Here is a 22,660-nt window from a genome sequence, read left to right on the forward strand (position 1 = left end):
GCTCGCGTCGAGGCCGGCCGGAAGCGACACGCCGTCTGGCGCCGTAAAGGTTGCGACGAACGAGAAGCGCAGGTTGTTGCTCAGCGACTTGAGGAGCTCGTCGAGGGTCTTCTTGTCAGAAACCTTCGGGCTGCTCTTGACGTTGGCAATCTCGCCCCTGCCCTTGTCGGTGGAGATGGAGAACACGTCGGGGTTCTTCTTGAACACGCTGTCCTTGGAGATGGTGCTGCCGTAGCTGCTGTTGTAGCTTGGAGCGTACTTCACGAGGTAGGAACCGCCCGTCACGACGAAGTTCTTACCCGTCCGACCGACGCCGTTGTCGGCGTTGCTCTTGCCCGGGGTCTCGACGAGGCAGTTGTCGCCGAAGACGATGGAGCCGCTCTTCTGCGCGCCAAAGAGGCCGGCACCGTTGCCCCCGTTGCCCTTGATGGTGGAGTTGGCAAGCACGACCGTGCCGGTGTTCACGTTAAGGCCACCGGTGCCGCCGTTGTTGAACTCGAGCGTGGAGTTGGTGACGTTGACCGTGCCGTCCTCGGCGCCGACCGATATGCCGGCGGTCGATCCGGCGGTCGTCGTGACGTGGGGTTCACGATGTTCGAGGAGCCCTGGATGGTCATGCCCGTTCCGCCGTAGAACGACGGGTTGATCGTGAGGTCGGAGCCGTCCATGTTCAGCTTGTTCACGTAGAACGTCTGGCCGAAGCCCTTCACCGTGAGCGAGGCGTCCTTGAGGTTGAGGTCGAAGGCGTCGAACCAGGTGCGCGCCTGCGAGGTCACGCTGACCGTGCAGTTCTCGAAGGTGATGCCAGACGCATAGAAGTCGGTGTTGCTCTTGTCGTCGGCCGTGATGGTGAGCCTGTCCCTGCTGGTACCCCTCACGGTCCCCGCAAGGTAGAGCCCATGCGTTCCGCTTGCCCCGGCGTTGTCCTTGAGCACGTACGTGCCGTCGGTGATGGTGGAGCCCTTCTCGGACGTGAGCGCCGTCTTGAAGCCCGTCATCGTGAGCTTTCCCGCGCCGGTGAGGGTTGACCCGCTCTTGAGGACGATGCCGTCGACGCTGTTGCCGCTGCCGCTGATGGTGGCGCCCTCGGAGGCGACGGAGAGCGTCACGCCGGAGGGGATGCTGGCCGTGGCGGAAAGCGAAAGGTAGCCCTTGACATAGATTGTGGTGACGGACTTGTTTGCCGTCAAACGAGGAGCCGTCGTTCGCGTCGTTACCGTTGGCGCCATCTACGTACACGGCAGTCAGCGACGCGGGGACTGCCCTTGCGCTGGCCGAGGGCGCCTTGTCAGCCTTGGAGGTCGCTTATGCCGCAGAAGACTTGTCGTCTTGCGTGGAGGTAGTGGCACCGGAGCCACCCTGCGACCCGGACTGGGAAACAGCGGCATCCTGGTCCTTCTTGCCAGTAGAGGCGGCGACGCCCTGCGAAGCCAGAGATTGGGTTTCGACATCGTCCGCCAGCGCCTGCACACCTCCCCCCGGGAACGCAGGTGCCAAACGCAAGAACTGCGCTCATGGCTATGCTAAGCGTCTTTCTTGTTCTTTTTCGCATTCGAACTTCCTTTCTGCCCTTGGCGCGGAAATGCACCATGAAGGTAGGGGCAGGCTTGCTCGCACTCCAGATAAAGACTTCTTTAGCGTGGTCCAAGTATACTTTAAAGTGGTCTTAATGCATGCGTATGCGGACATTCGCACACTATCAATGGTCGACATTCCCGTACCTTTTGTCAGGTGCTGCCATCGCAGAATTGCAGACGGCCTCAAAGAGTTAACTAAGTTCTATCTGTATGCACTACACTTCTTATAGACCCTCGCATGCAGAAGGCGAACAGAGGGTAGTATGCTGCCCCCATTTGGACGATGCACAACTTGCGCAGCATGGTGCGCGTCAACCGATCGTCCTTTTCTCTACTTCTCTACACCAGCACAGAGAATCGGCGATAGTGGACGAAGCCAATCTGAGTGTCGAAGCAAGGATGAACTTCATACTTGACTGCTCACCCGCTCGACTGGTAATAGGCAGGGGTAATAAATGTCCTGCACCAGCACGGTGCTGGACGCGGTTTGTTGGGGGCGTTAAAAACATTGAAGAACAGGAAATTTTCTACGGCGTTGTGGGTACTAAACTGCGACGCTGATTTTGAACACGAGGGGATTCAAGGAGATGCATCCTTTACCGGGAATGGCGTAGACCTGGTCATCCCCATGGGATGTCTCCTTGATAGAGAGCCCGTCAACGGTGTAACCATCCATAATGCGGACCCTATAGAGGCACCAGCAGCCTTCGGCTTTTGCCAGACAGGGGAACGAATCACACTCATCGACCTCTCTACTCCGGGACCGGGATTCTCAGCTCCCGGGACCGAACGTGAAGACCTGAGGGCAGCATCTGCAATAGTCTGCAAAACGGCTTTTTTACAGCCGAACCCTGTCGTAAGGAGCCTAACCCTCAAGGTTTCTGGACTATGGAGATGGACAGGGGAAGGCTTTGGCAAAGTCGAGTCGAGATATAAATCGGGAAGATGGATGAGCACATCCGCAATTTGGAGCAGCGAGGATTGCGGAGAGCTGCCGCTATTCAGCAAAGATGGTGTGGAGATTACGCTTCAGCCCGTAATAACGAAGAAGGGAGGTCATCTTCCCCAGCAGGAGTTCAGCGTAAAAGAGGATGTTCACCTGCGTTTTGAAATAGATGACAACCCAATGCCTCTAGACAGCGCCATGGACAAATGGGTCTACCCAATGTGGAAGATGCTCACCTTCTGCATGGGATTCAGATGCTCTATAGACGAAATCAAGATACAGACTGCCGACGGGCATGATGCCAGCTGCTTCCTCCCCCTTATCGAGGGTGAGGAAGAACCCGGCAATCGCCAGCTCGACTGTATGCCCCTACCGTATAGCTACATATCGAAGGAACTGCCGGATATCTTCGAGCGCTGGCTAAACCTAGATGGAGACGCGAGACGCGCCGCCACAATACTAATCGGCGTGCAGGGAAACAAGGGAATTAGCCTGCTCGACTCGATGTTCGCTACGATCTCAGGAGCCTTCGAAGCAGTCTCTCGCGTTGGAGAGAAGACCAAGGACATAGAGAACAGCAGGTACAAGAGGATTGTAGGACAGTTGAAAAAATGCCTCAGTAATCAGGAAGACGCTGACTGGGTCGTTGGAAAGTTGAACAACATACCTCCAGCCAGTTACTACGCCAACGCCTTGATGAAGAAGCTTGGCGTTTTCTCTGAATTCGTGACCCCTGACAAAGAGAGGTTCTTACGAGATTTGCGCCACAATCGAAACGCCTATATACACCAGACATCCACTCTCGATGATAAGTCAAAGACACTTTCTGATATGGAGCTCTATTCCCTTGCGATGGCTATAAAGGTGCTCTGCTACGGAGCGATAATGACGCAGCTTGGTCTGGATGCAGATGCCATTCTCAAACAGTTCAAGACAACTCACTTCTGTCAAACAGAAGTGCATCTTGCCAGAAAGATGTACCCGCTTCCAGAAGACGGTACCAACCGCTAGATGTTGCCCCGTCGCCACGAACCTCAGCCATAATCAAGGAGACTGCTTGGTATACCGTGGGCATCAAACACAACGTTTGTCGCCCAGAACATCTGGAACAGTTACATTAGCTGTGTTTAGTGTGTTTAGTCAACCGTGCGTTTCATAAAAAAGCATCAGTCCGTTTCACGAGTCATCATGAAAATTCTTCACGAAAGAGCGCGTGCCCAGCCAGCCCCTCTTCCTAGTCCCCCTCGCGCATCAGCGCGTGCTTGACCCTGTAGCTCTCCCGGTTGTAGGTGACTAGCCTGCCGTGGTGCACTATGCGGTCCATCATGGCCTTGGCCATGTCGTCGTCGTTGAAGATCTCCCCCCGCCTCGAGAACTCGATGTTGGTGGTGAGGACGAGCGATATCCTCTCGTAGCACATCGAGACCACCCTGAAGAGCAGCCGCGCGCCGTCCGGATCGGTGGGCAGGTACCCCCACTCGTCCAGGACTATGAGGTCGCAGCGGCCGAGCCTGCCGAGCATCCCCTGGACCGTGCCGTCCCTGTTGGCGCGCCTGGGGTCGTTCACGAGCGAGGCCGTCGAGGCGAAGAGGACCCGCCTGCCCTGGCTGCAGGCCAGGATCCCCAAGGCTATCGCGGTGTGGCTCTTGCCGTTGCCCGACCCTCCGTAGAGCACGAGGTCCTCATGGCGGTCGATGAAGGAGAGCGAGAGCATGTCCTACCTCGTGAAGCCATGCGGGAACGAGATCCCCTCCCATTCGAAGCCGTCGAACCCCTTCTGGCATGGGAAGCCAGCCGCCTGCCTGAGCCTGGCGATCCTCGACGCATGCCTGAGCTCGTACTCCTTGCCGAGCACTTCCTGCACGTAGGCGAACTGGCCATCGGTTGCGCTCTCGGCGACATGGCGCATCGTCGCCTTGGAGAGGAGGACGGAGCCCCCCTCGCGCTCCGCCCGCTTCATCTCGGCGTAGCGGGCCTCGACCTTCTGCGGAAGCCTGGGCATCCTCGCCACCTCCCCTCTCCATCAGGGCATCGTAGTCGGAGAGCCTCGTCCCAAGCTCCACGGCGCGCCTCTGCCCGTCGCTTCCGGCAGCGATGCGCGCGCAGCACGTCTCAACGTCTGCGGGGCTCATCCGGCCGGTGCGGGAGAGCGCCTCGGAGTGGGCCTCTGCCACGGTCTCCATGCCATATGCGGCCGCCAGCCTGGAAATGGCCCTGACCTGCCCTCTCAGCTCGTCTGCCTGCATGCTGTCGAGGTGCGCCCTCACCGCGTCGTCGAAGAGCCGGTACACGCTGGACTGCCTGAAGGCGCGGACCTTCACCGAGAGCAGGTCGAGCGGGGCCAGCGGGTCCTCGTCGGCGGTGAATGCCACGCCAGTGCACCTCGGGTAGGTCCTGAGCGGGGTCCCGTCAGGCGCGTCGATCTCCACCTCGAAGGCACGGACGCCCACGACGAGCGCGGTGTCGGCGAGCTCGGGGGATGCGAGGTGGCGGTGGCGGCCGTCGAGCGTGATGCGGCCATAGCCGTCGGTCCTGCCCGACTCCCACCTGGCCACGTCGAAGGGCTTGCCCGGAAGGGGCAGGAGGTGACTCCCGTCGGCCTCGAAGAGCTCCGCCCACGCGAGCCCCCTCTCGTAGTGGAACCGCTCCTCCGAATGGGAGTCGATCGCATCCTGCAGCGCATGGTTGAAGTCCCTGAGGTCTCCTATCGTGGGGACAGGCACGAAGAAGCGCCTCCTGGCGTAGCCGACCTTCCCTTCGACATTGCCCTTCTCCCTGCCCGCATTGGGGTTGCAGAAGCGGGCCTCGAAGCCGTAGTGCAGCCTCAGCCTGCGGAAGAGGCCGGACTCCACGACGATGTCGTGCCATCTCCTTCCCGCCTCGGTGGCATTGCCGGGCACGATGACCGGCGGCACCCCGCCCATATGCTCGAAGCAGTCCCTGGGCCCCTGGCAGAGGCATACGTCGCGCTCATCGCCGAAGACCTCGCAGACCTCGTGGTTCGAGTAAGGGAACGACATGGGGAGGTAGTGCATGCGGACCCTGCCGCCGCCGAAGGCGCAGTCGAAGTCGGCCTGCCCGAAATCGACCCGCATCGTCCCCGGGTCCCAGCCAAGCCTTATGGACTGCTCCTTCGGGCCCCTCGGTCTCGCTTCCCGGAGGTAGCGCCGCACCGTCGAGTAGCCGCCGTCGTGCCCATGCTCGTCGCGCAGCCTCTCGAAGATCCTCCTGGCCGTATGGCGCTGCTTGTGATAGCAGTGCCGGTCCTCCTCGAGCATGCCGGCGATGCATTCCTTGTAGGGATCGAGCTTGCTGGAGGCCGCAGGGGCCGCTGGCCTCTTCGGCGAGAAGCCATCCTGCGCAGCGTATTTCCTGATCGTGGGGTACGACACCCCGAGCTCAGCTTTCACCTCCGTGGGGGTATGGCCGTGCGCGAGCATGTCGCGTATCCTCTCTACCTGGGACATGTCCAGCATCTTCCTTCCTGCCTCTCGAACCGTGGGTTGGGCCCTGCGGTTCCAGCATGGCAACGTGGGTGGGGCTGGGCATGTTCTCTATGCTCATCTGTGAAACTTTTTCATGCTCACAAGTGAAAGGCCGATCTGCTTTTCCGTGCAACTACTAGGCTATCAAACACAGCAGATACCGGCTTGTCAGGGAACTGGGCGCGCACCTTCCCTGTCTGGAAGCGTAACTGGGGACCAAGCAGCAGGATATCGGCATCCTTGCCGTACTTGGCGACCTCGGCGACCGGATGCGCCGAGATCTCCACCTCATAGCCCATCTCGTCGGCGGCGGCCTGCGTCTTCTTCACCAGCATGGACGTGGACATTCCTGCGGCACAGAACAGCATGATGTTGCGCATGGTGCAATCTCCTTCTTGGTCTTTATGAAATGGCTACGCTCTGGATTCAAGGTCGGCAAGACGCTTCGCAAGCGCGATATGGCGCTCGGCCAGGATGCCGAAAGCCTCTGCGCTCATGAGCTGGTCCTCCGCATGCATGAGGATGAGGGCAAACTCGGTCTTATTCCCCTCTGCCTCCTTCTGGATCAGCCCGAAATGGGCGTCATGTGCACCGATGAAGGTCTTCTGGCCCTCCTTGAGAAGGGCTTCGGCCTCCTCGAACTTTCCTGCCTCCGCCTTGTCCATGGCCTCGATATAGCAGGAGCGTGCCGTTCCTGCCGAAGCAATGATGGTGAAGGACACTTCTTCGAGCTCTTCGTCCATATCCTCTTTCCTCGCTATCGCTTGTCCATGACCGGATGCACGAAATCCGCGGTCTCCATGTAGAACGAAAGCATCCGCTCACGCATGGCACGCACGGTCTTGGCATGCGCTGGATCTGCTATCAGGTTCCTGGTCTCCATGGGATCTTCCTCCATATCATAGAGCTGGTCTTCCTCGTAGAGCCGCATCACGTACTTGTACCGCTCCGTACGCATCATGCAGGCTTTGGTATGGGCTGGGCCTTCTTCATGCTGAGCGGATATGCGGGGCCAGTAGGGAGACTCCGGCCCATGTGCCGGCTCCATAGCGGATATCTCTCCGTGGAGCCTCCCTCCTTCACAGAAGACTGCATCGCGGACTGCCTTGCCATGGGACAGGGCATCGACGAGCGAGACGCCTGCCTGCATATATCCCAGATCTGCCCCTGAAAGGTCGGCCACCGTTGCCGGAAGATCGATGAGCCCTGCCAGCTCCTCGTGCACTCCTGTCTTGACCGACACGCCCGCCTGCGGCTTGATCAGGAGCGGGACGTTGGTGAGCGGGTCTTCGAAGGAGTTCTGGCATTTCTCCGTGATGCCATAGTCCCCCGTCAGGTCTCCGTGATCGGAGAAGCAGAAGATGGCCGTGTCATCCCAGAGCCCGCGCTCCCGGAGCTCGTCGAGCACAAGGCCCAGCTGGTGATCGAAGCGTGCCACCATGCCCAGGTAGGTAGCCCGAAGCTCCCGGTACTGGTCTTCCGTCCAGCCGCCGAGCCCCTGCCGCTCCCGTATCTTCTGGAGCATGGATGCCTTGCCTGAAAGCGTCTCCACATCGGGCCTTCTGGGAGGCACGCTCGCTCGGTCGATGAGGGAAAACCATGGCTCTTCCACCATATAGGGAGGATGCGGGAACATGAGCGTGCAGTAGACGAAGAAGGGCTTGCCAGAATCTTTCCGATACTCGCCGAGATACCTGAGCGCTGCCCTCACGCACATCCAGTCGAAAGTACGGTCAAGCGAGTGCTCGGGAAAGCCCCCCATATAGAAGGAATACCTGGGATCGGCTCCTGCTATGGTATCTGGCACGAAAGGCTTTACATCAGGCATGCCCTGGCCGAAGGGTGACCTGAGCCCTGCCACTCCATGCTTGTCGACCAAATCCGTGCCATCGAAATAGAGATCGCAATACTCGGACTTGTCGTAGGTGCTCGGCAAGACATCGTTCCTGCCGATCCATACCACCTCATAGCCCGCCTGCTTCATGGATTTGAGGAGGTTGTAGTCTGAGGGCCGCATGAGGTAGTGCATGGTGCGGTGCCCCCGCGCATGGGGATAGAGGCCCGTCAGGAAGCTGCAGCGCGAGGGCGAGCAGACGGGGTTCTGGCAATAGGCGTGGGCAAACGATGCCCCCTCTTCTGCCAGACGGTCGAGATTCGGCGTGACCGAGGCGGGATTTCCCAAGTGCGCAAGGGAGTCCGCCCTCATCTGGTCCGCGACGAACCACAGGATGTTCGGCTTTTCTGCCATAGCGATCACAAGATCCTTTGCATGCAGTGTCAGGGGTGTGCCTTATGCCTCAGCGGACGCTTCGGCGCTCTCCTCTTCGACAGCCTGCTTGTCGCAGATCCTGAAGAAGGGAAGATAGATGGCGAACTGAAGGGCGACGATCACGATCTGCCAGACCAAGGCAGGCACGCCTCCTGCAAGCAGACCGGAAAGAAGCACCGGCGTGCCCGTGCCGAGCTGGATGCCATTGAGGGCAGGGATGATGCCGGCGACCGTGACAGCGTAGGAGAGGATGAATGAAAGAAGCGGGGTCACGATCATGGGGATGAACATGATTGCGTTGAGCATGAGGGGAAATCCGAAGACGACCGGCTCGGAGATGGAGCACAGAGCAGAGACGATAGCAAGCTTTCCGAGCGTCTTGTAGCGGTCGCTCTTAGCGAAGAGAAGCATGCAGAGGGCAAGGCCGATGATGCCGCCAGAGCCGCCGAGCTGCACAAAGGTGAACCACCAGGTATTGGTCAGGATATTCGGCATGACCGTGGCACCTGCTGCATAGGCATCGAGGTTCTCGAGGTCCGGCTGCATATAGAGAAGGCTCAAAAACGGCATCGTGACCATGCCGCCGTGGATGCCGAAGAACCAGAGGAGATTGCAGATGAAGACAAGGATGCCGAAGGTCAGCGGGCTCTGGTTCAGGGCTGCAAGAGAGGCATCCGTAGATCAGATCATTCAGGGTGCCGAACGGCGTCAGCAGGCAGAGCTGGCGGACAACGACAAAGAGAACGGCAAGGCAGAGTGCAGGAATGAGCGCGGCGAATCCCTGCTCGACCATGGGAGGCACGCCCTCGGGCATCTTGATCGTCACGTTGTGACGGATGAACTGGACGTAGATTGCAGGAACCACGAGCCCCAGGATGATGGCCGTGAAGAGGCCGGCAGATCCGAAGTAGGTCGTGCTGATGGCGGCAGCGACGGCTGTGTCCCCTTGTCCCACGCCGGTCGGAATCATCATGAAGAAGATCATGAGGGTCGTGAGGCCGATAAGGTTGGCCTGGTCATCAGCTCCGAGCTGCTGCGCGAAGGAGCGGGCAATCGAGAAGGCAGCATAGACCGCAATCATGTTCGTCGTATACGTCGTGATGTAAGCAAAGATGGTCTTGAGCCCGGCAGAGGCAACGAAGTTCTGGTATGCCTCGATATTGAGGCCCGAGAAGAGCGACGCGAAGGCGCCGATCATGATGATGATGGGCAGAAGCATGCTGAAGCCACCAGAAATGGCCCGCAGAATCTTTGCTTCCGACAGCTTGGTGGCAATGGGCACCAGCCATTCCTGCAGCTTTTCCTGCAATGTATCCATTCTCTCTCCTATCCCGAAGGTATTGGACCCTTCTCCGACAAGAGAAATATATTCCGGATATATATCCTTTTTTGGACACCTATCCGCATACGGTCGGATATTGCTCCTGAATGGTATCCTTTAATAGATATGTATCCATTAGTCAGCAGAAAACTGCAGCAAGAGCAGCTCGATGAAGGCATAGACGACGATCTGGTCCTCGAAGAAGTTCGACTTGTTCTCATGGCTGATCCAGGGAAGGACGATGCTCAGGTCGGCATGCTTTCGGAGCCCGAGATCTTTGTTCATTGTGATAAGGACGACATGCGCACCTCGTGCATGGGCTGCCTCCATATTGGCGCTATAGCTGCCAGAACGGGAAATGCCCATATTGTTGCCGCGGCCATTCATGGAGAAGACGATGCAGAGATCGTTCTCTTCAAGAATCTTCGCATCGTCGCTCATCACGACATAATCAGAGGTCATCTTGCTGAAGTAGCCGATACGGGAGAGCCGGTAAGAGAGCTGCTGGGCAGACAGGGCTGTCCTGTTGACGCCCCAGATAACGATGCGGCGGGCTGCCTGGATATAGCGGGCAAGCTCATCGACCTGGTCTCTTTTCACGAACTGCGGAATGAGGCCAATGTATCGCCTGTAGACATCCAGCAGGCGTTCTGCCTCCGGCCAGGCATCTTTCCCCTCTGCCTGTTCGGCAGGCTCAGAGTCGGCACCGCGCTGCAGCAGCTCGCGGCGCAGCGCAAACCGGAACTCAGAGAAGCCCTGGTATCCCAGCTTCTGACAGAAACGGATGATGGAGGTATTCGAGCTCCCCATGGACTGGGCAAGATCGGTGATCGAGTTCTCTTCCAGGATGCTGTTGGGATTGTCGAGGAAGTACTGGGCTATCTTCTGCTCTCCCCGCGTGAAGCTTTCCATGTTGTCCCGTATGGTCATGAGAGGCACTTCAGCCATGCTTCAATCCCTTCAGCTCCTGCCCTTGAGAGGCGGGACTATGTCCGTATCTATATCCATTCTTGGATTAATATACGCCTTTGATATCCGAAATCATGTCTGTCTCCAATTGGATGTTCTCCGGGAGGAGTGGGCATTGCACAATATAACCGCTGATACAGAAAATCGTGGACCGCATCATTCGCTGGCACGAAGCGCCTAATGCGCAAGCCGCACAGAGGTAATCGCACTTACCATATGCAAACCTTATCCTTGTCGCCATCGTAAGCAACAATCGTAATGCTTCCACTCACGTATTTCCGGCAAGCTGTTATTACGGCAACAGTAAGTTCAAAAGATTCTTGATGGGAAAGCCCTGCGCGTGACTTTCCTGTGCCGATGAGCGGTAGCAAGAGGGTGCCACCCTGCCCCTCTCTGTCATGAAACTTGATAGCAGACCGAATCGCATTGCAGATATCATCTCGACTGGCATGCGCCATGTTGTCGTCATCATATTGCGCAACAGCAAGAAGAAGGAAATTCAATCCGCACCAGGATATAGGGCAAACGGTTCCTATTGGATACACTCTTCCATTTCTCCCCATCTTTGGGTACAGGTGCTGTTCTACTTCATCTATAGTCTTCTCACGAAAAAGCCCCTTGGCAATTAACTCATCCGTTTGTTTGCTATCAGATCCATGATCAGACATCCATTTAAGCCATTTTCCATGAAGCGAATTCGGGGACACAAGTGGTTTATTACTAGCAAACGGAGAGTCGATGACGGTATCGAATGCGGTATTGACTGGAATGACGCAAAGCGAGTCTTCATTTTCAGTCATTCCAAAAATATCTCCATAACAGGCATCCACAGTATTATTCCCTTTCGACCACAGCTTTCGGTAACTGTGAACACCCGTGTCAATAATGGCGATTGCAAAGCTGAGGAGAACTAGGAAAAGAAGGAGTCCAAGCTTCAGCACAAGCGTATTGAAGCCTATTTCATCACACGAGACAAATGTGAGAATGATTGCAGCCAGCCCAAATACAATGCCCCACCATTTTTTCAAGCACTTGCAAAATAGTGGGCGTCTAACCAGTATCAGATCAATCTGTCGTCTCAGTGTTTTCATATTTGCCCTATTGTACAATGTATTTTCCAGCTCGGGGATCCGCCTGGACGGTATACTCTCGCGCAGACAAGGCCCTCTCAATACAACCTTTATTGAGAGGTACATGGACAGAGGCTATCAGATCCATCGAATCGCGTAAGACGGGCAGCCGACTCCAGAGAGACGTGGCAGCCTGCGTGAAATAGCCGTTATTCACAATGTCACGATAGTCTCTATAATCTGGGTAAACGACAATAATTGGTAAATGGCAATGGTTGACGCCGTAAGTTATTTCCTCGTTGAGGGCTCTACTATTCTTTGTGGCATCGCTTAGAAAAAGAACAATGTTTTTTGATTTGCGAAGACGCTCATGAAGACGAGGCTTGAGGGTTAGCTCCCAATCACTTCCATCACGGACATTGTAGTTTTTCATGTGCGAATCGATGAAAGGAAACTGCGAGTCCTTGCCTTTCCACATACGAAGCATGTTGTAGTAGCAAAAATCAGGAGTTGAGTTCGCTCCAAGGTTATTTTGGTTGAAAGGTTCAGCTACATAAAATGCAGAGTAATTCCCATTTCTATAATCCATCGCAGAAACCGCCTTCTTGACTTTTCATACGGGAGATCGCCCTCGCGATACTACCAAACCAGGCACAGGGCTGCTCGCAAAGACCGCACATTGCAATGTGAGCAATAGACGAAAGGACGCTCCCCATCTTGCAATCTTCTTTTGCTGTCACAAACCAGGATGCTTTTACTTTCAGCGGCTGGTTAAGGGCTCATCTCATTTCTTATTGTGCGAGGGCTTTCTTAACTGCTTGATAGTCATAACGAAGATTTCCGTTTTCATACCTCATCATCACAGCATGTGTCCCGATATACCTGACAGCCTCCGGGCATTTTGAGCGGTCAACAGCGGAAGCTTTATATAGAACGATAATATCTATCTCCGCCTCGACAGCTTTATCGCACTCATAATGTATATAGCTACGATAGTCAACGGATCTGCCTCGTGCACACCTGTAGTTCCAAGAGTTGTAGCTATCGCAACGTTCGCAGCCACCTTTAGTCACTGAGTCAGTATGGTCACCGACAATAAGTACAAATTGTTTGGAGCGATCCATCCTCTCCTTGAGCGAACTCTTGACGCTGCAATATAGACTCGTATCTCTTGATTGATGTAGCTCATGAGCATCGATAAAGGAAAGACTCAGCAAGCAATTATCATTCCACTTATGCAGCTGCTCAACAGCATCCTCATCATGATCCCAATCGGCAGCTATGTATGTCCTAGTTCTATATGGACTTCTGTTGTATGTGTGATACATGTGTATGCTTCCTCTCCGTTATTGCCACATCTTTGTATATTGTCTGACCTGGTATAACCGCATGCCAGCGGCTGCTTTATCCGTAAGTACTATTTCAACACCACTACTATAAGATTGCCCCGACGCTCTGAGAGTACATAGCAAGCATCGGAGCAACTCGTCATCTTTAGGCCGACCGTCATCAAACCGTGTGATACCAGACCCGAGAAGTGGGAGAATAATCTTCTTGCCAGCATATACGCGCGATAATTCTCGCCACATCCCCATAAGACACCCTTCATATTCACTCCTAGAGAGATGGGCGCAATTCAATCTGTCCATATGCGTGAAGGAAACAAGTGCGTAGTCCCCATATGTCTTCACTGTTCCGAGCGGATAGCGCAAATCCCCATCAATCCTTGCAGGTTTGGCCAGCGTCGTATCTTCCTCTTCTTTGAGAAAAGCCGACAGCTTTTCCTTGTCCGCATACTGTTCTATGAAAATGCCGTTAAGAGATTTTTTTGAAATAACCCTATCGTCAACAGTGGTGTCATACCGTTCATCGAAGGGGATGACCTTCAGTCCATCTCCCGCAAACAAATCACCAATAGCAACGGCGACCTCTGTATTGTTAATTTTCAAAACAATGCCGTTATAATCGCGTATGTAACTATACAGAACTATTAGCGCACACAGCGTAATGTAACATAGGATAAATATCCCGAGTCGTTCAAACCAACCTGCTTCTTTGGGCATAACATTAGCCAAAGAAAGGCCGATTACCGCTGCCGCCGTTTCACCAATGCCAACGATTGCAATGGCTTTGGAAGCAGACTCTTTTATAAGCTGCCAATTGATGGCGAGCATCGAAATCCTCGCGCTATTATACTTTCCAATCGTAAGGCAGCTCCTCCCGCAGCTTGCCGGCAGATATAAGACCCAGTTAATAATAGCATCGGTGTATATCATCGAGATAGCAGAAAATAAGCTGACAGCTGCATAATCTTGCTGCGAGCTGGGACATCCGCATAACCCGACCAGTCTTCTAAGAAGTGACTCTCAGAAACGATGTGGAGCTAGGGGATATTGTATGCGCGGTTCAGACTTTTGGAACAGTTCATCATGACCTCTGACCAGAGGAAGCTTGTCTGGCTCCGGCTCCAAGCAGCGTGGTTCCCCTGCTTGCATCGAGTAAGGTATCTTAGAACAAAGATGCCGGAATGGAGACAGAAGCGCTAGAAAACAATCATGCCCCTGCAACTTGTCCGTCAAGACCGCAGCCACAAGGAGCTTGACAGATGATAGGAGATAGGATGATACACGAAATCTGGAAACTGAAACCGACTGGATATTCGGCTCTTCGGCACTATGTGTGGGCGAAATTCCGATGAAATAGCAGGTGGCACGCCGCTCCATGCTTTCCATTGGGCCATTGTTCTTTCCACGAATCCGTTATTCCACGATTTCAGATCCTGGGACGATGGCCTTTCTCATGCCGGGAACGGCTCACCCGTTCATGCGCTTACACCAACAAAAACGACGCGATCCGCCATCCGGGAGGTCGCGCGCGGCATGCCAGAGGCCCATGCCCCGGGGGCTGCCGATGCCTTTCCGGAGGCCATCCAGGCCGCCGGCCGCTTCCATGCATCGCAGCTCCTCTCCAGGGCCGCCGGCAGGGTCCGCTGCCGGGAAGCCAGGCTCTCCGAGGGGAAGGGGCGCCTGCCCAGGGTGTGTTTTGTCAAGCCGGCGTGAGCAGGACGGGGTGGTACCGCTTTTCCGTACCGTTCTCGCTAGGCTGCAAGGGCTAGGCTTTGCCTGTATGCCAAGGGGCTCATCGAGCCCAGCGAGCGCCTGATCCTCTTCGTGTTGTACCACTCTATGTAGTCATCGATCCTCTTCCCGAGCTCCTCCAGGCTGACGCCCTCCCAGTCCCTTCCGTAGAACATCTCGTTCTTCATGGTGCCGAAGAAGCCCTCCATGCGGGAGTTGTCGGGAGAGCAGCCCTTCCTGGACATCGAGCGGATGATTCCCGCCTCCTCGCAGATCGATATCCACCCGGGCCACCGGTAGTGGCATCCGCAGTCGCTGTGGATGATGAGGTGGGCCCTCTCGCTGGGCCTGGCAAGCCTGATGGCTGCTTCCAGCATCGAGTTGGCCATCTCGGCGTTCGGCGAGGTCGACGTCGTCCAGCTCACGATGGAGCCGTCGAAGCAGTCCAGGACAGGAGAGAGGTAGAGCTTGCCGGCGGGGACCGAGAACTGCGTCACGTCCGTGAGCCACAGGAAGTTGGGAAGCCCCGCCGCGAAGTCCTGCCTGACCTTGTTTCCCGGATGTTCCGTTATCTCGCCCGCGTAGGAGCTGTAGCGCCGCTTTGGCTTCGTCCTGCCCCGGGCCTCGAGCCCCTCCTCGGCCATGATGCGGGCGATCCTGCGCTCCCCGATGGTCTCGCCCCCCCGCCTTGAGCTCGTCGTGGATGCGGCGCCTTCCGTAGATGCCGTCATTGGCGTCGAAGACCTCCGAGATCCTACTGCGGGCCTCCTCGTCCCTGTCGGGGGCGCGGAGCGCTCCCTGCTGGTACTGGTAGCTCGACCGGGCCATCCCGAGCGCCGAGAGGAGCTCGCACAGCCTCCATTTGGGACGCAGAGACTCAATCAGCAGGGTCTTCTCCCTGTTCGTGAGCTCGTTTTCCGGGTCGGCGCCCGTCCCTTTTCCCAGAATCTCGAGGGCGCCCTCCATGATGGCGCCTGAGCTCGAGCTCCTCGAGCTCGGCCTCGAGCTCGGCCTTCCTGGCCTCGAGAGCGGCGATGTCCGCCTGGGTCGCAGGCGGCCTTCCCCGCGTCCGCGCAGGCTTGCTGGGGCGGTCTTCGGACATCGGGGTCTCCTCCCTAAGCAGCTCGCGCTTCCACTTGTAGAGCGCGGATCTCGTACATCCTACCAGGTCGGCGACCTCCTGGGCGGACGATGACCGAGATGCCAGGGCCTTGACGGCAGCGGCCTTCTCGGACGCGTCGAACACCCTGGGCTGCGTCGCCCTTCTCTCGCCGGGTGCATACTCGTCGATCCACTCGGCGAGCTTTGCCGTGCACTTGGGGTATCCAAGCTCGCGCCTGGTGAAGGCGTTGCACCTCCCATGGGTGAGGTAGTGCCTGACCGCGGCCCTCTTCTGCTCCAGAGTGTAATGCTCGAGGCTGCGGTCCGTGAGCCTTCCTCCGTTCTCCTGCCACTCCCTGTGCCAGCTCACCAGCTGTGCGCGGCTGGGATATCCGAGCTCCCGTATGGTTGCCGTGGCCTTGAGGCCGTACTTGATGTAGAGCTCGACCGCTCTTTTCCTCTGTTCAAGTGAGTACACGCCGTCCTCCAAACGTCATCGTTTGGTACGGATTTCCGGTACCACCCCCAACCCCGTAAGTCAGAGGCTATCAAACACACCGTGCTCGGAAAGGGGCAATGGCACGGCCACGCGGGGCTGGCAGAGGCACTGCCCGACGCACTGGACGTCGAGGCGATTGCCGTGGACAAGCACGACCTGACCCCGAAGTACCCAGAGCGTCCGGGGGCAGCGGGGCCCAGACCAGGCTGTCGCGAGGGTAACGGAGGCACCTCCGTTACCCGTGCGGGTGAGTGTTGGAACCACCCGCACGGGATGACGGAGCCTTGCGTCCGAGACCCAACGGAGCGCAGCAGATGGCACCATGACCTGTGGCTCATTCAGTCATGACGCATCCTGGTGACGTGCGGATAGCTGCCGGAACGCAAAGCAACACACGATGAGTTCGGATACTAATCGGATTCAACCACCGTAATGCGGCGCTGCAGCTAATCCCCAAGCTTCTTGAGAGTGGTGACCCCAGAACGCGAGTACCCCATTGAATACGCCAGCATCTTATCACCCTCCCCTTTTCGTCTAAGGACGCCGCACATCTTTATTGACTGCAGCGATTCAACAAGCTCATTGTCTTCATCCGTGTCCTCAATCCAAGAAGAAGGCCCATCCAATAGAGCAACATATTCTCCAAGGTTCGACAGCTCGAATAGTTCTCTCAAGTGCTCTCGAGAAGTGCTGTCCCGAGAGAAGTTAACGCGAGAAGTAATGAACAACTTCTCCTCACGAGGGCTATTCTTTAGCCGCTCGACCACAGCTCTCTCAAGATCATTGCTCATTGCAGCATCGCATAAGACGTCGATATTATTCGCAATTATATCTGCGATCTCATCTCTTAAAGTCCCTCCAGCAGAGGGGAAGACCCCAGGAAGTTCGTCAAAGCTGCTCCGGAATCCTTTTTTTGAAAGGAGAGTCAGATTTACATTGTCAGGGTAACGCGACGAAAGCGGAACGTCACCCTGAAGACACTTTGCAAGCTGATTGAGAAGGTCGGCATCGAGTCCTGGCATCCCGAGGAGTCCCAGAACCTCATCTTTTAAGAAGTCGCAGGGAGCTTCACCCGTAGGGGTAACAAGATGTACATAGGAATCCAAGTCCTTAGAAGCAAACGTAGGCACGAGGACCTGGTGGTCTCGCAGAGAAAGGAGATTCGCTTCCGTCACTGAAAGAACGTTGGAATTAATTAGCACCTTGATGCGGTCATCTGCCAATCCGTTTAGCTGAATGTTGTCGATCGCTCCTCGGAACCCGATTGCTACCTTTTCCAAGGCCTCTTTGCTAAGAACCTCAGAGGCAGTACAGTCCCTGATAAACCCAACCGAATCGATTCCGTTGTTCTTGAGAAATGTTTGTGTCAACTCATCAGGAACCCCGTCTGTCTCTAGGAACATTGCAAGTCTGTCATCAAACCCTGGATTAGCCAGGTATGTCGCAATGTTCGCTGGCGTATTCACGCACTTCATTTTTTCGACAAGCTCTGATCGGGCATCGCTCGAATTGATAAGTGAGAGGTCAGTCACTTTTTTCTCGAGCGAACTAACATATTTGTTGAGGTTATCTTCATCCAATGGCCGCCCGTTCAGAATCATTGCTATAGCATATTCGTCATCCCTCAGACTCATGCCATCGGGAAGCAAGTCAATCAACGACGAAATGAACGAGTTTTTGCTCTTGATAACGTGGTCTCTAAAGGAAACACAGGCCTCCTCACTCACAGAGACGAGCCATGAGTTAACGTCGCTAGCCTCGATGATCGTGCCTGCCAAAGCACTCGCAAGGCCTAATATATTTGAAGCGGTTGGGACGAACAGTCCCTTCCCAGCTACGTATTCGAGAAATTCCTGGTTAGACCCCGAAAAGTCAATGGCCTGTGCCTCGTAACCGATGCCTTCCAGCTGTTGTTCGATAGCAGGTATACACGAACCATCCAATCCAAGTTCGAGTTCTAGAAACTTGTCATCATGGGAGGCATAGTTTCTCAGCGAATCTCTTGCAGCGTCAATAAGCGGATCCGCCGAAGAGAATCCCATTAACTTGTGGCAGAATGCTCGCTTTTCGTTATCACTAATGTCCTCGGCAGCAAGTACATCTTCGAGACAATCTCCGTAATTTGTGACAAGGGCGGTAATAGCGCACTCGACACACCATCTTGACAAGACGTACGAGCAAACAAAGCTGACATCATGATCGTGCTGGATTCCTCTTACAAAACTCGCTAGCTTATCCTCATCTTTCCCTCTGCCAGTGGAAAGGGAAAGCCATTTGAATAGGCTCCAGTTTCTCGCTTTGCCACTTGCTAACATTCCCGACGTGAGACGCATTACTACTGTCGAGGGTTTCTCCAATTCTTGAGACGCACTGGTTTGAGAGTTGCCGAGAAGCGAGAGAAGAAAAGCCTCATCCGCTGGAGTAAGAGACTCGTTGTAACGATGGCTTATATAAATTTGATAGCTCTCGTTGATATAGCCCTGCACAAGCAAGAACCTGAGCATCGAAAAATAGTGAGAGGCTGCCAACGGGCTAGGCTTTCCATCGTCCCCCAGCAAGAACTTATCTACATCAACGTCATTGGCAAGAAGTTCCTTCAAGGATTCTCGATTTAAATCAAGGATTTCTTCATTTAAGCTGGCAATCTTCGAGCGAATCAACTCAGACTTAGACTCGCTCTCTACACTAACCTCACTTATGCGATCAAGAAACACTTGATTTCTCGTCGTTGAATCTTTCAAAGCATCTATGGCCCGTACGAGATCATCATTGCGGTCATTATCTCCGAATACCTTCGAAAGAAAATCCTCGACAGTTTTGTAATTGGTTCTGTCGTAGCGGACGATTTCAGCCAAATTCCTTCTGGCATCCTCACGAATATTCAGATACAGAAAGGTAAGCTCGTCTTCGCTTAGCTTCGTTCTCTGTTCGATATCGTTGAGCTCCTCGTTTAGCTCCTCAATCTCGGAAGTCTTGTTCGCCGCAGCTTCTCTTATCAACTCTCGCTTCTTTTGGAACCTCGAAAACACATATCCATCCCTAACTTGCAAAAGTTCAAAGTCCTCTGGAAAGAGAGACTTGTATGCCATCATGGCAACGAGGCAATCATCGCTCCAGAAACTCGCGCTCACATCACCGGAACGTCTATCTCCCAAAAGTTCATTTTTGTAGTGTTGGCTCTCATTACAGATGTCCTTGAGAACCCTTGGATCGTCAATGTATAGCGAAAGCTGATAAAGGAACTCATCGGTAGGCAATACACCAGTACCGGCAAAGCCCTTCTTTAGAACATCAAGGGAGTTGTTTGGGTCAACGAATGGAATGACGGAAATGATCAGGTCAAAGAACTTCGTCCGATCCTTTGGGTCAGAAAAGAGCCCATCCCGTACGAGGTAAATAAAGCGAATGGGGCCCTTCTTAGTTGTTGAAATAAAACGATGCTTCTGTTTTGCCCCACAACGCCGAGCATTAGCAAGGTCATTTGCACGGCGTAGTTTCTCGAAAATGGAGACATTTCCGAAGCGGTCGAGGTCCTCGAACACAACCACTTCTGCTCCGGTGGTCGAAAGCAAGTAGACGATGTCATCCAAATACCTGTCAAATGCATCCTTAGAGGAATTTGCATCAAACATCTCAACTTCAGCATTGAGAAACTTCAGGCGTTTAAATGTCCTGCCAATTTGATTCCGCCGAATAATCTGATAGACAATTCCGGCAAGACAGACAACCCATGCCAAACTAACCAGAGTGGAAGAGAGAGGGCTCAGTATCGACCAGAGGGCATTGTTCCGTCGGAGCAGTGCAATCGTCAAGGCGATAAATATCGTGATGAAGATGCTCTTCAAGAGGTCCAATAAAATCGGAGCATCTCTGGTCACTGAAAAACGCGCCTTTGGAGACGCTTCATTTCCAAGCTTGTAAGCGAGCTGGTTAATGAGCTCTCCCTCAAGATTGCGTTCCTTCTCACCCTCGAACTCAGCTAGTGAGACATGAACCCAACTGGAGGAAGACCCCTGCTGAACGTGATTACGCTCCCATGAATCAACGATGGTGCTCTTTCCGGCTCCAAAGGGTCCCGATATTGCAATGTTCGTAATGTCTGGATCAGAAAGAGCTAGGTCAAACTCACTTCTATAGCCATCGAGCTCTTCTTCTGGCAATACGGTTGAATGCAGTGATTGGACATTTTGTTTCTGGCCAAGCATCCGAGTCTCCCTACAAGTATTCCCGTGCTTTTAATATACCTTTGAGACTCGAGCCAAACTGCGATTGCCTGCCAATGGCTGCCGAATAGGGCGGGCTTTGGGGCTATCCCCACCTTTAACAGCTAGGGTTACGTAGTATACCACTCCCGTTTTCGTACCAAACTTGGTACGGTCAACGTCGTACCATGCGCCCAAGGCTACACGCTACCTCGCAACACCAGACGATGCATTGGCCAGAAGGTCATTCCCGTACCGATAACGTACGATTCTTTGCGCACTTTGACAGCAGCATAGTGCCCAGGTAGCAAGGAGGGCATGGCCCGTCACGGTATGATTCGAGTTGTCGAGACAAGAAGCATACAGGAGGAAAGCCATGCCCGAGCCAATCGTAACACTGAACGAGGAGAGCCTGAGGGGGGCCTGAGGGAGCTGTTCCGCCAAACGGTCGAGGACACGCTGAACGCACTGCTCGAGGAGGAGGCCGACGACCTGGTTGGCGCGGAGCGGTACGAGCGCACCGCCGGCCGCGAGGCCTACCGGGCGGGCCACTACGACCGCAGACTCGCCACGACCTCGGGCGAGGTGACCCTCCACATGCCCAAGCTGAAGGGCATGAGGTTCACCACCGCGATCGTCGAGCGCTACCGCAGGCGCGAGACCTCCGTCGAGGAGGCGATGATCGAGATGTACCTGGCGGGCGTCTCGACGCGCAGAATCGAGGACGTGAGCGAGGTCCTCTGGGGCTCCAGCGTGTCCGCGTCCACCGTCTCCAACCTCAACGAGAAGGCCTTCGAGGCGGTGGAGGCGTGGCGCAGCCGGCCCCTCGAGCGCACATACCCCTACGTCTATGTGGACGGCATCTACCTGAAGCGCAGCTGGGGCTCCTACGAGAACGTGGCCGTCATGGTGGCCATCGGGGTGAACGACGACGGGTACAGGGAGGTGATAGACGCCGCCGAGGGCTTCACCGAGTCGTCCGAGTGCTGGCGCGATTTCCTCTACTGGCTCAGGTCGCGGGGCCTCAGGGGCGTCCGGATGTTCACCGGGGACAAAGCCGCCGGCATGGTCGGGTCGATCGCGGAGGTGTTCCCGGAGGCTGCGTAACAGAGGTGCACCGTGCACTTCTACCGCAACGTCCTGTCGAAGGTCCCGAAGTCGAGGCGCGCGAAGACCGCCGCGATGCTGAAGGCCATCCACGCGATGGAGTCCCGCGAGGCCTCGGAGGCCAAGGCGCTGGCGGTGGCGGACGAGCTGGAGCGGATGGGGCTGAGGGAGGCCGCGAAGGTGGTCCGCGAGGGCTGCGCGGAGACGCTCGCGTACACGGGATTCCCGCAGGAGCACTGGCGCCGCATCCGCACCAACAACGCCATCGAGCGCATCAACCGCGAGATCAGGCGGCGCACGAGGGTGGTCGGCACCTTCCCCGACGGGAGAAGTGCGCTCATGCTGGTGACCGCCAGACTCAAGTACGTCGCCGAGAGCGAGTGGGGGTCGCGCCGCTACCTGGATGTGTCGCTGCTAGACGAGTAGCCGTACCGGACGGCGGGCCACCCACCTGTCAGAAAGTGCGCAAGAAACTTGACGGTACCAATTCGGGACGAGAAGAACTTCTCCGCGTCTGGTGGCGGCAACCTCGGCCTTCGATCTTCCCGACATACGTCGTTTTGACCGGCAGTACAGAAAGCTCGGCGCTGGGGTCGTTGGACCTGTAAAAGCATCGGGACCAAGGCCGAAGCCATTGGTCCCGATGCATCAGCAACGGCTATTGCCTGGTCGCGATTGCGCGATTATTCCTGACGCCTGCGGCGACGGCGGGCGCCTATCGCAATGGCCGCCGCGCCGCCCAGCACCATCACGCCGACAGCTCCTGCCGGAAGGGTCGCATCGCCGGTCTTCGGCACGCCCTTGGAGCCACGTCCGACGGTCTTGCCCACCACGGGCTTGCCAGCCGGCTTGCGCGCGCTGCCCGAACCCTTCGAGCCAGTCGGCTTCGCGGTGCTCGGCTTCGTGGGGGTCGGGCTCGAGGGATTGGGCTCGGCGCTCTTCACCGGCTTGACCGTCAGCTGGATGGCCTCGTCGTCGGTCGCGACGGCATCCTTGCCATCAGCCAGCTGCACGCCCTTCCATGAGAAGCTGAACAC

General features: G+C 55.8%; 17 protein-coding genes and 3 pseudogenes. 2 read left to right on the top strand and 18 right to left on the bottom strand.

Going from position 1 to position 22,660, the window contains the following annotated elements; genetic code table 11:
• Window positions 1-465 (bottom strand): annotated as a pseudogene (locus HF885_RS10340) (hypothetical protein); the annotation flags it as partial.
• A complete protein-coding gene (locus tag HF885_RS09870) occupies window positions 462-1,190 on the bottom strand; it encodes a hypothetical protein (RefSeq protein WP_206109901.1) in 729 nt (242 codons plus the stop codon). The pseudogene HF885_RS10340 and the gene HF885_RS09870, both read right to left, overlap by 4 nt.
• A gap of 895 nt (window positions 1,191-2,085) precedes the next feature.
• Between HF885_RS09870 and HF885_RS09875 the strand changes: the two genes are divergently transcribed.
• The gene (locus tag HF885_RS09875) at window positions 2,086-3,534 is read left to right on the top strand and encodes a HEPN domain-containing protein (protein ID WP_170104749.1); all 1,449 of its coding nucleotides are present in this window, start codon (window positions 2,086-2,088) and stop codon (window positions 3,532-3,534) included.
• Between the two features lie 223 nt (window positions 3,535-3,757).
• Here the strand turns inward: HF885_RS09875 and HF885_RS09880 are convergent, their stop codons facing one another.
• The 15 genes and pseudogenes from HF885_RS09880 to HF885_RS09950 form a co-directional block, all read right to left on the bottom strand.
• Window positions 3,758-4,237 (bottom strand): ATP-binding protein, encoded by a 480-nt coding sequence (locus HF885_RS09880; protein ID WP_206109902.1) that lies wholly within the window; start codon window positions 4,235-4,237, stop codon window positions 3,758-3,760.
• A complete protein-coding gene (gene istA / locus HF885_RS10345) occupies window positions 4,206-5,990 on the bottom strand; it encodes an IS21 family transposase (RefSeq protein WP_206109903.1) in 1,785 nt (594 codons plus the stop codon). The genes HF885_RS09880 and istA overlap by 32 nt, the downstream gene beginning before the upstream one ends.
• A gap of 116 nt (window positions 5,991-6,106) precedes the next feature.
• The gene (locus HF885_RS09895; protein WP_170104750.1) at window positions 6,107-6,388 is read right to left on the bottom strand and encodes a PTS sugar transporter subunit IIB; all 282 of its coding nucleotides are present in this window, start codon (window positions 6,386-6,388) and stop codon (window positions 6,107-6,109) included.
• 33 nt (window positions 6,389-6,421) lie between these two features.
• Window positions 6,422-6,751 (bottom strand): PTS lactose/cellobiose transporter subunit IIA, encoded by a 330-nt coding sequence (locus HF885_RS09900; RefSeq protein WP_170104751.1) that lies wholly within the window; start codon window positions 6,749-6,751, stop codon window positions 6,422-6,424.
• A gap of 14 nt (window positions 6,752-6,765) precedes the next feature.
• On the bottom strand, window positions 6,766-8,256 hold the full coding sequence (locus HF885_RS09905) for a sulfatase-like hydrolase/transferase (RefSeq protein WP_170104752.1): 1,491 nt from the start codon (window positions 8,254-8,256) through the stop codon (window positions 6,766-6,768).
• A gap of 42 nt (window positions 8,257-8,298) precedes the next feature.
• Window positions 8,299-8,934 carry a PTS transporter subunit EIIC gene (locus tag HF885_RS10585; protein ID WP_328804378.1) on the bottom strand — a complete coding sequence of 212 codons (636 nt, stop codon included), beginning with the start codon at window positions 8,932-8,934 and terminating at the stop codon, window positions 8,299-8,301.
• 127 nt (window positions 8,935-9,061) lie between these two features.
• Window positions 9,062-9,595 (bottom strand): annotated as a pseudogene (locus HF885_RS10590) (PTS transporter subunit EIIC); the annotation flags it as partial.
• Window positions 9,596-9,733: 138 nt separating this feature from the next.
• Window positions 9,734-10,546 (bottom strand): MurR/RpiR family transcriptional regulator, encoded by an 813-nt coding sequence (locus tag HF885_RS09920; protein ID WP_170104755.1) that lies wholly within the window; start codon window positions 10,544-10,546, stop codon window positions 9,734-9,736.
• A 230-nt stretch (window positions 10,547-10,776) separates the two neighbouring features.
• On the bottom strand, window positions 10,777-11,658 hold the full coding sequence (locus tag HF885_RS09925; protein WP_206109905.1) for a macro domain-containing protein: 882 nt from the start codon (window positions 11,656-11,658) through the stop codon (window positions 10,777-10,779).
• A 7-nt stretch (window positions 11,659-11,665) separates the two neighbouring features.
• Window positions 11,666-12,226, bottom strand: a complete 561-nt coding sequence (locus HF885_RS09930) for a TIR domain-containing protein (RefSeq protein WP_170104757.1) — start codon at window positions 12,224-12,226, stop codon at window positions 11,666-11,668.
• Between the two features lie 202 nt (window positions 12,227-12,428).
• Window positions 12,429-12,965 (bottom strand): TIR domain-containing protein, encoded by a 537-nt coding sequence (locus tag HF885_RS10715; protein WP_419197821.1) that lies wholly within the window; start codon window positions 12,963-12,965, stop codon window positions 12,429-12,431.
• 18 nt (window positions 12,966-12,983) lie between these two features.
• Window positions 12,984-13,811 carry a macro domain-containing protein gene (locus HF885_RS09935; protein WP_170104758.1) on the bottom strand — a complete coding sequence of 276 codons (828 nt, stop codon included), beginning with the start codon at window positions 13,809-13,811 and terminating at the stop codon, window positions 12,984-12,986.
• A 923-nt stretch (window positions 13,812-14,734) separates the two neighbouring features.
• Window positions 14,735-15,445, bottom strand: a complete 711-nt coding sequence (locus tag HF885_RS10350; RefSeq protein WP_206109906.1) for an IS3 family transposase — start codon at window positions 15,443-15,445, stop codon at window positions 14,735-14,737.
• 146 nt (window positions 15,446-15,591) lie between these two features.
• Entirely contained in the window at window positions 15,592-16,293 is a 702-nt protein-coding gene (locus HF885_RS10355; protein WP_206109907.1) for a transposase, read from the bottom strand.
• A gap of 467 nt (window positions 16,294-16,760) precedes the next feature.
• Window positions 16,761-20,519 (bottom strand): hypothetical protein, encoded by a 3,759-nt coding sequence (locus HF885_RS09950; RefSeq protein WP_170104760.1) that lies wholly within the window; start codon window positions 20,517-20,519, stop codon window positions 16,761-16,763.
• Window positions 20,520-20,892: 373 nt separating this feature from the next.
• Here HF885_RS09950 and HF885_RS09955 point away from each other — a divergent pair.
• Window positions 20,893-22,049, top strand: a pseudogene (locus HF885_RS09955) (IS256 family transposase).
• Window positions 22,050-22,306: 257 nt separating this feature from the next.
• Here HF885_RS09955 and HF885_RS09960 read toward each other — a convergent pair.
• The coding region (locus HF885_RS09960; protein WP_170104761.1) for an LPXTG cell wall anchor domain-containing protein at window positions 22,307-22,660 on the bottom strand (354 nt) is incomplete at its 5' end.

It is taken from the genome of Parafannyhessea umbonata (genome assembly GCF_012844235.1).
GTDB lineage: Bacteria > Actinomycetota > Coriobacteriia > Coriobacteriales > Atopobiaceae > Parafannyhessea.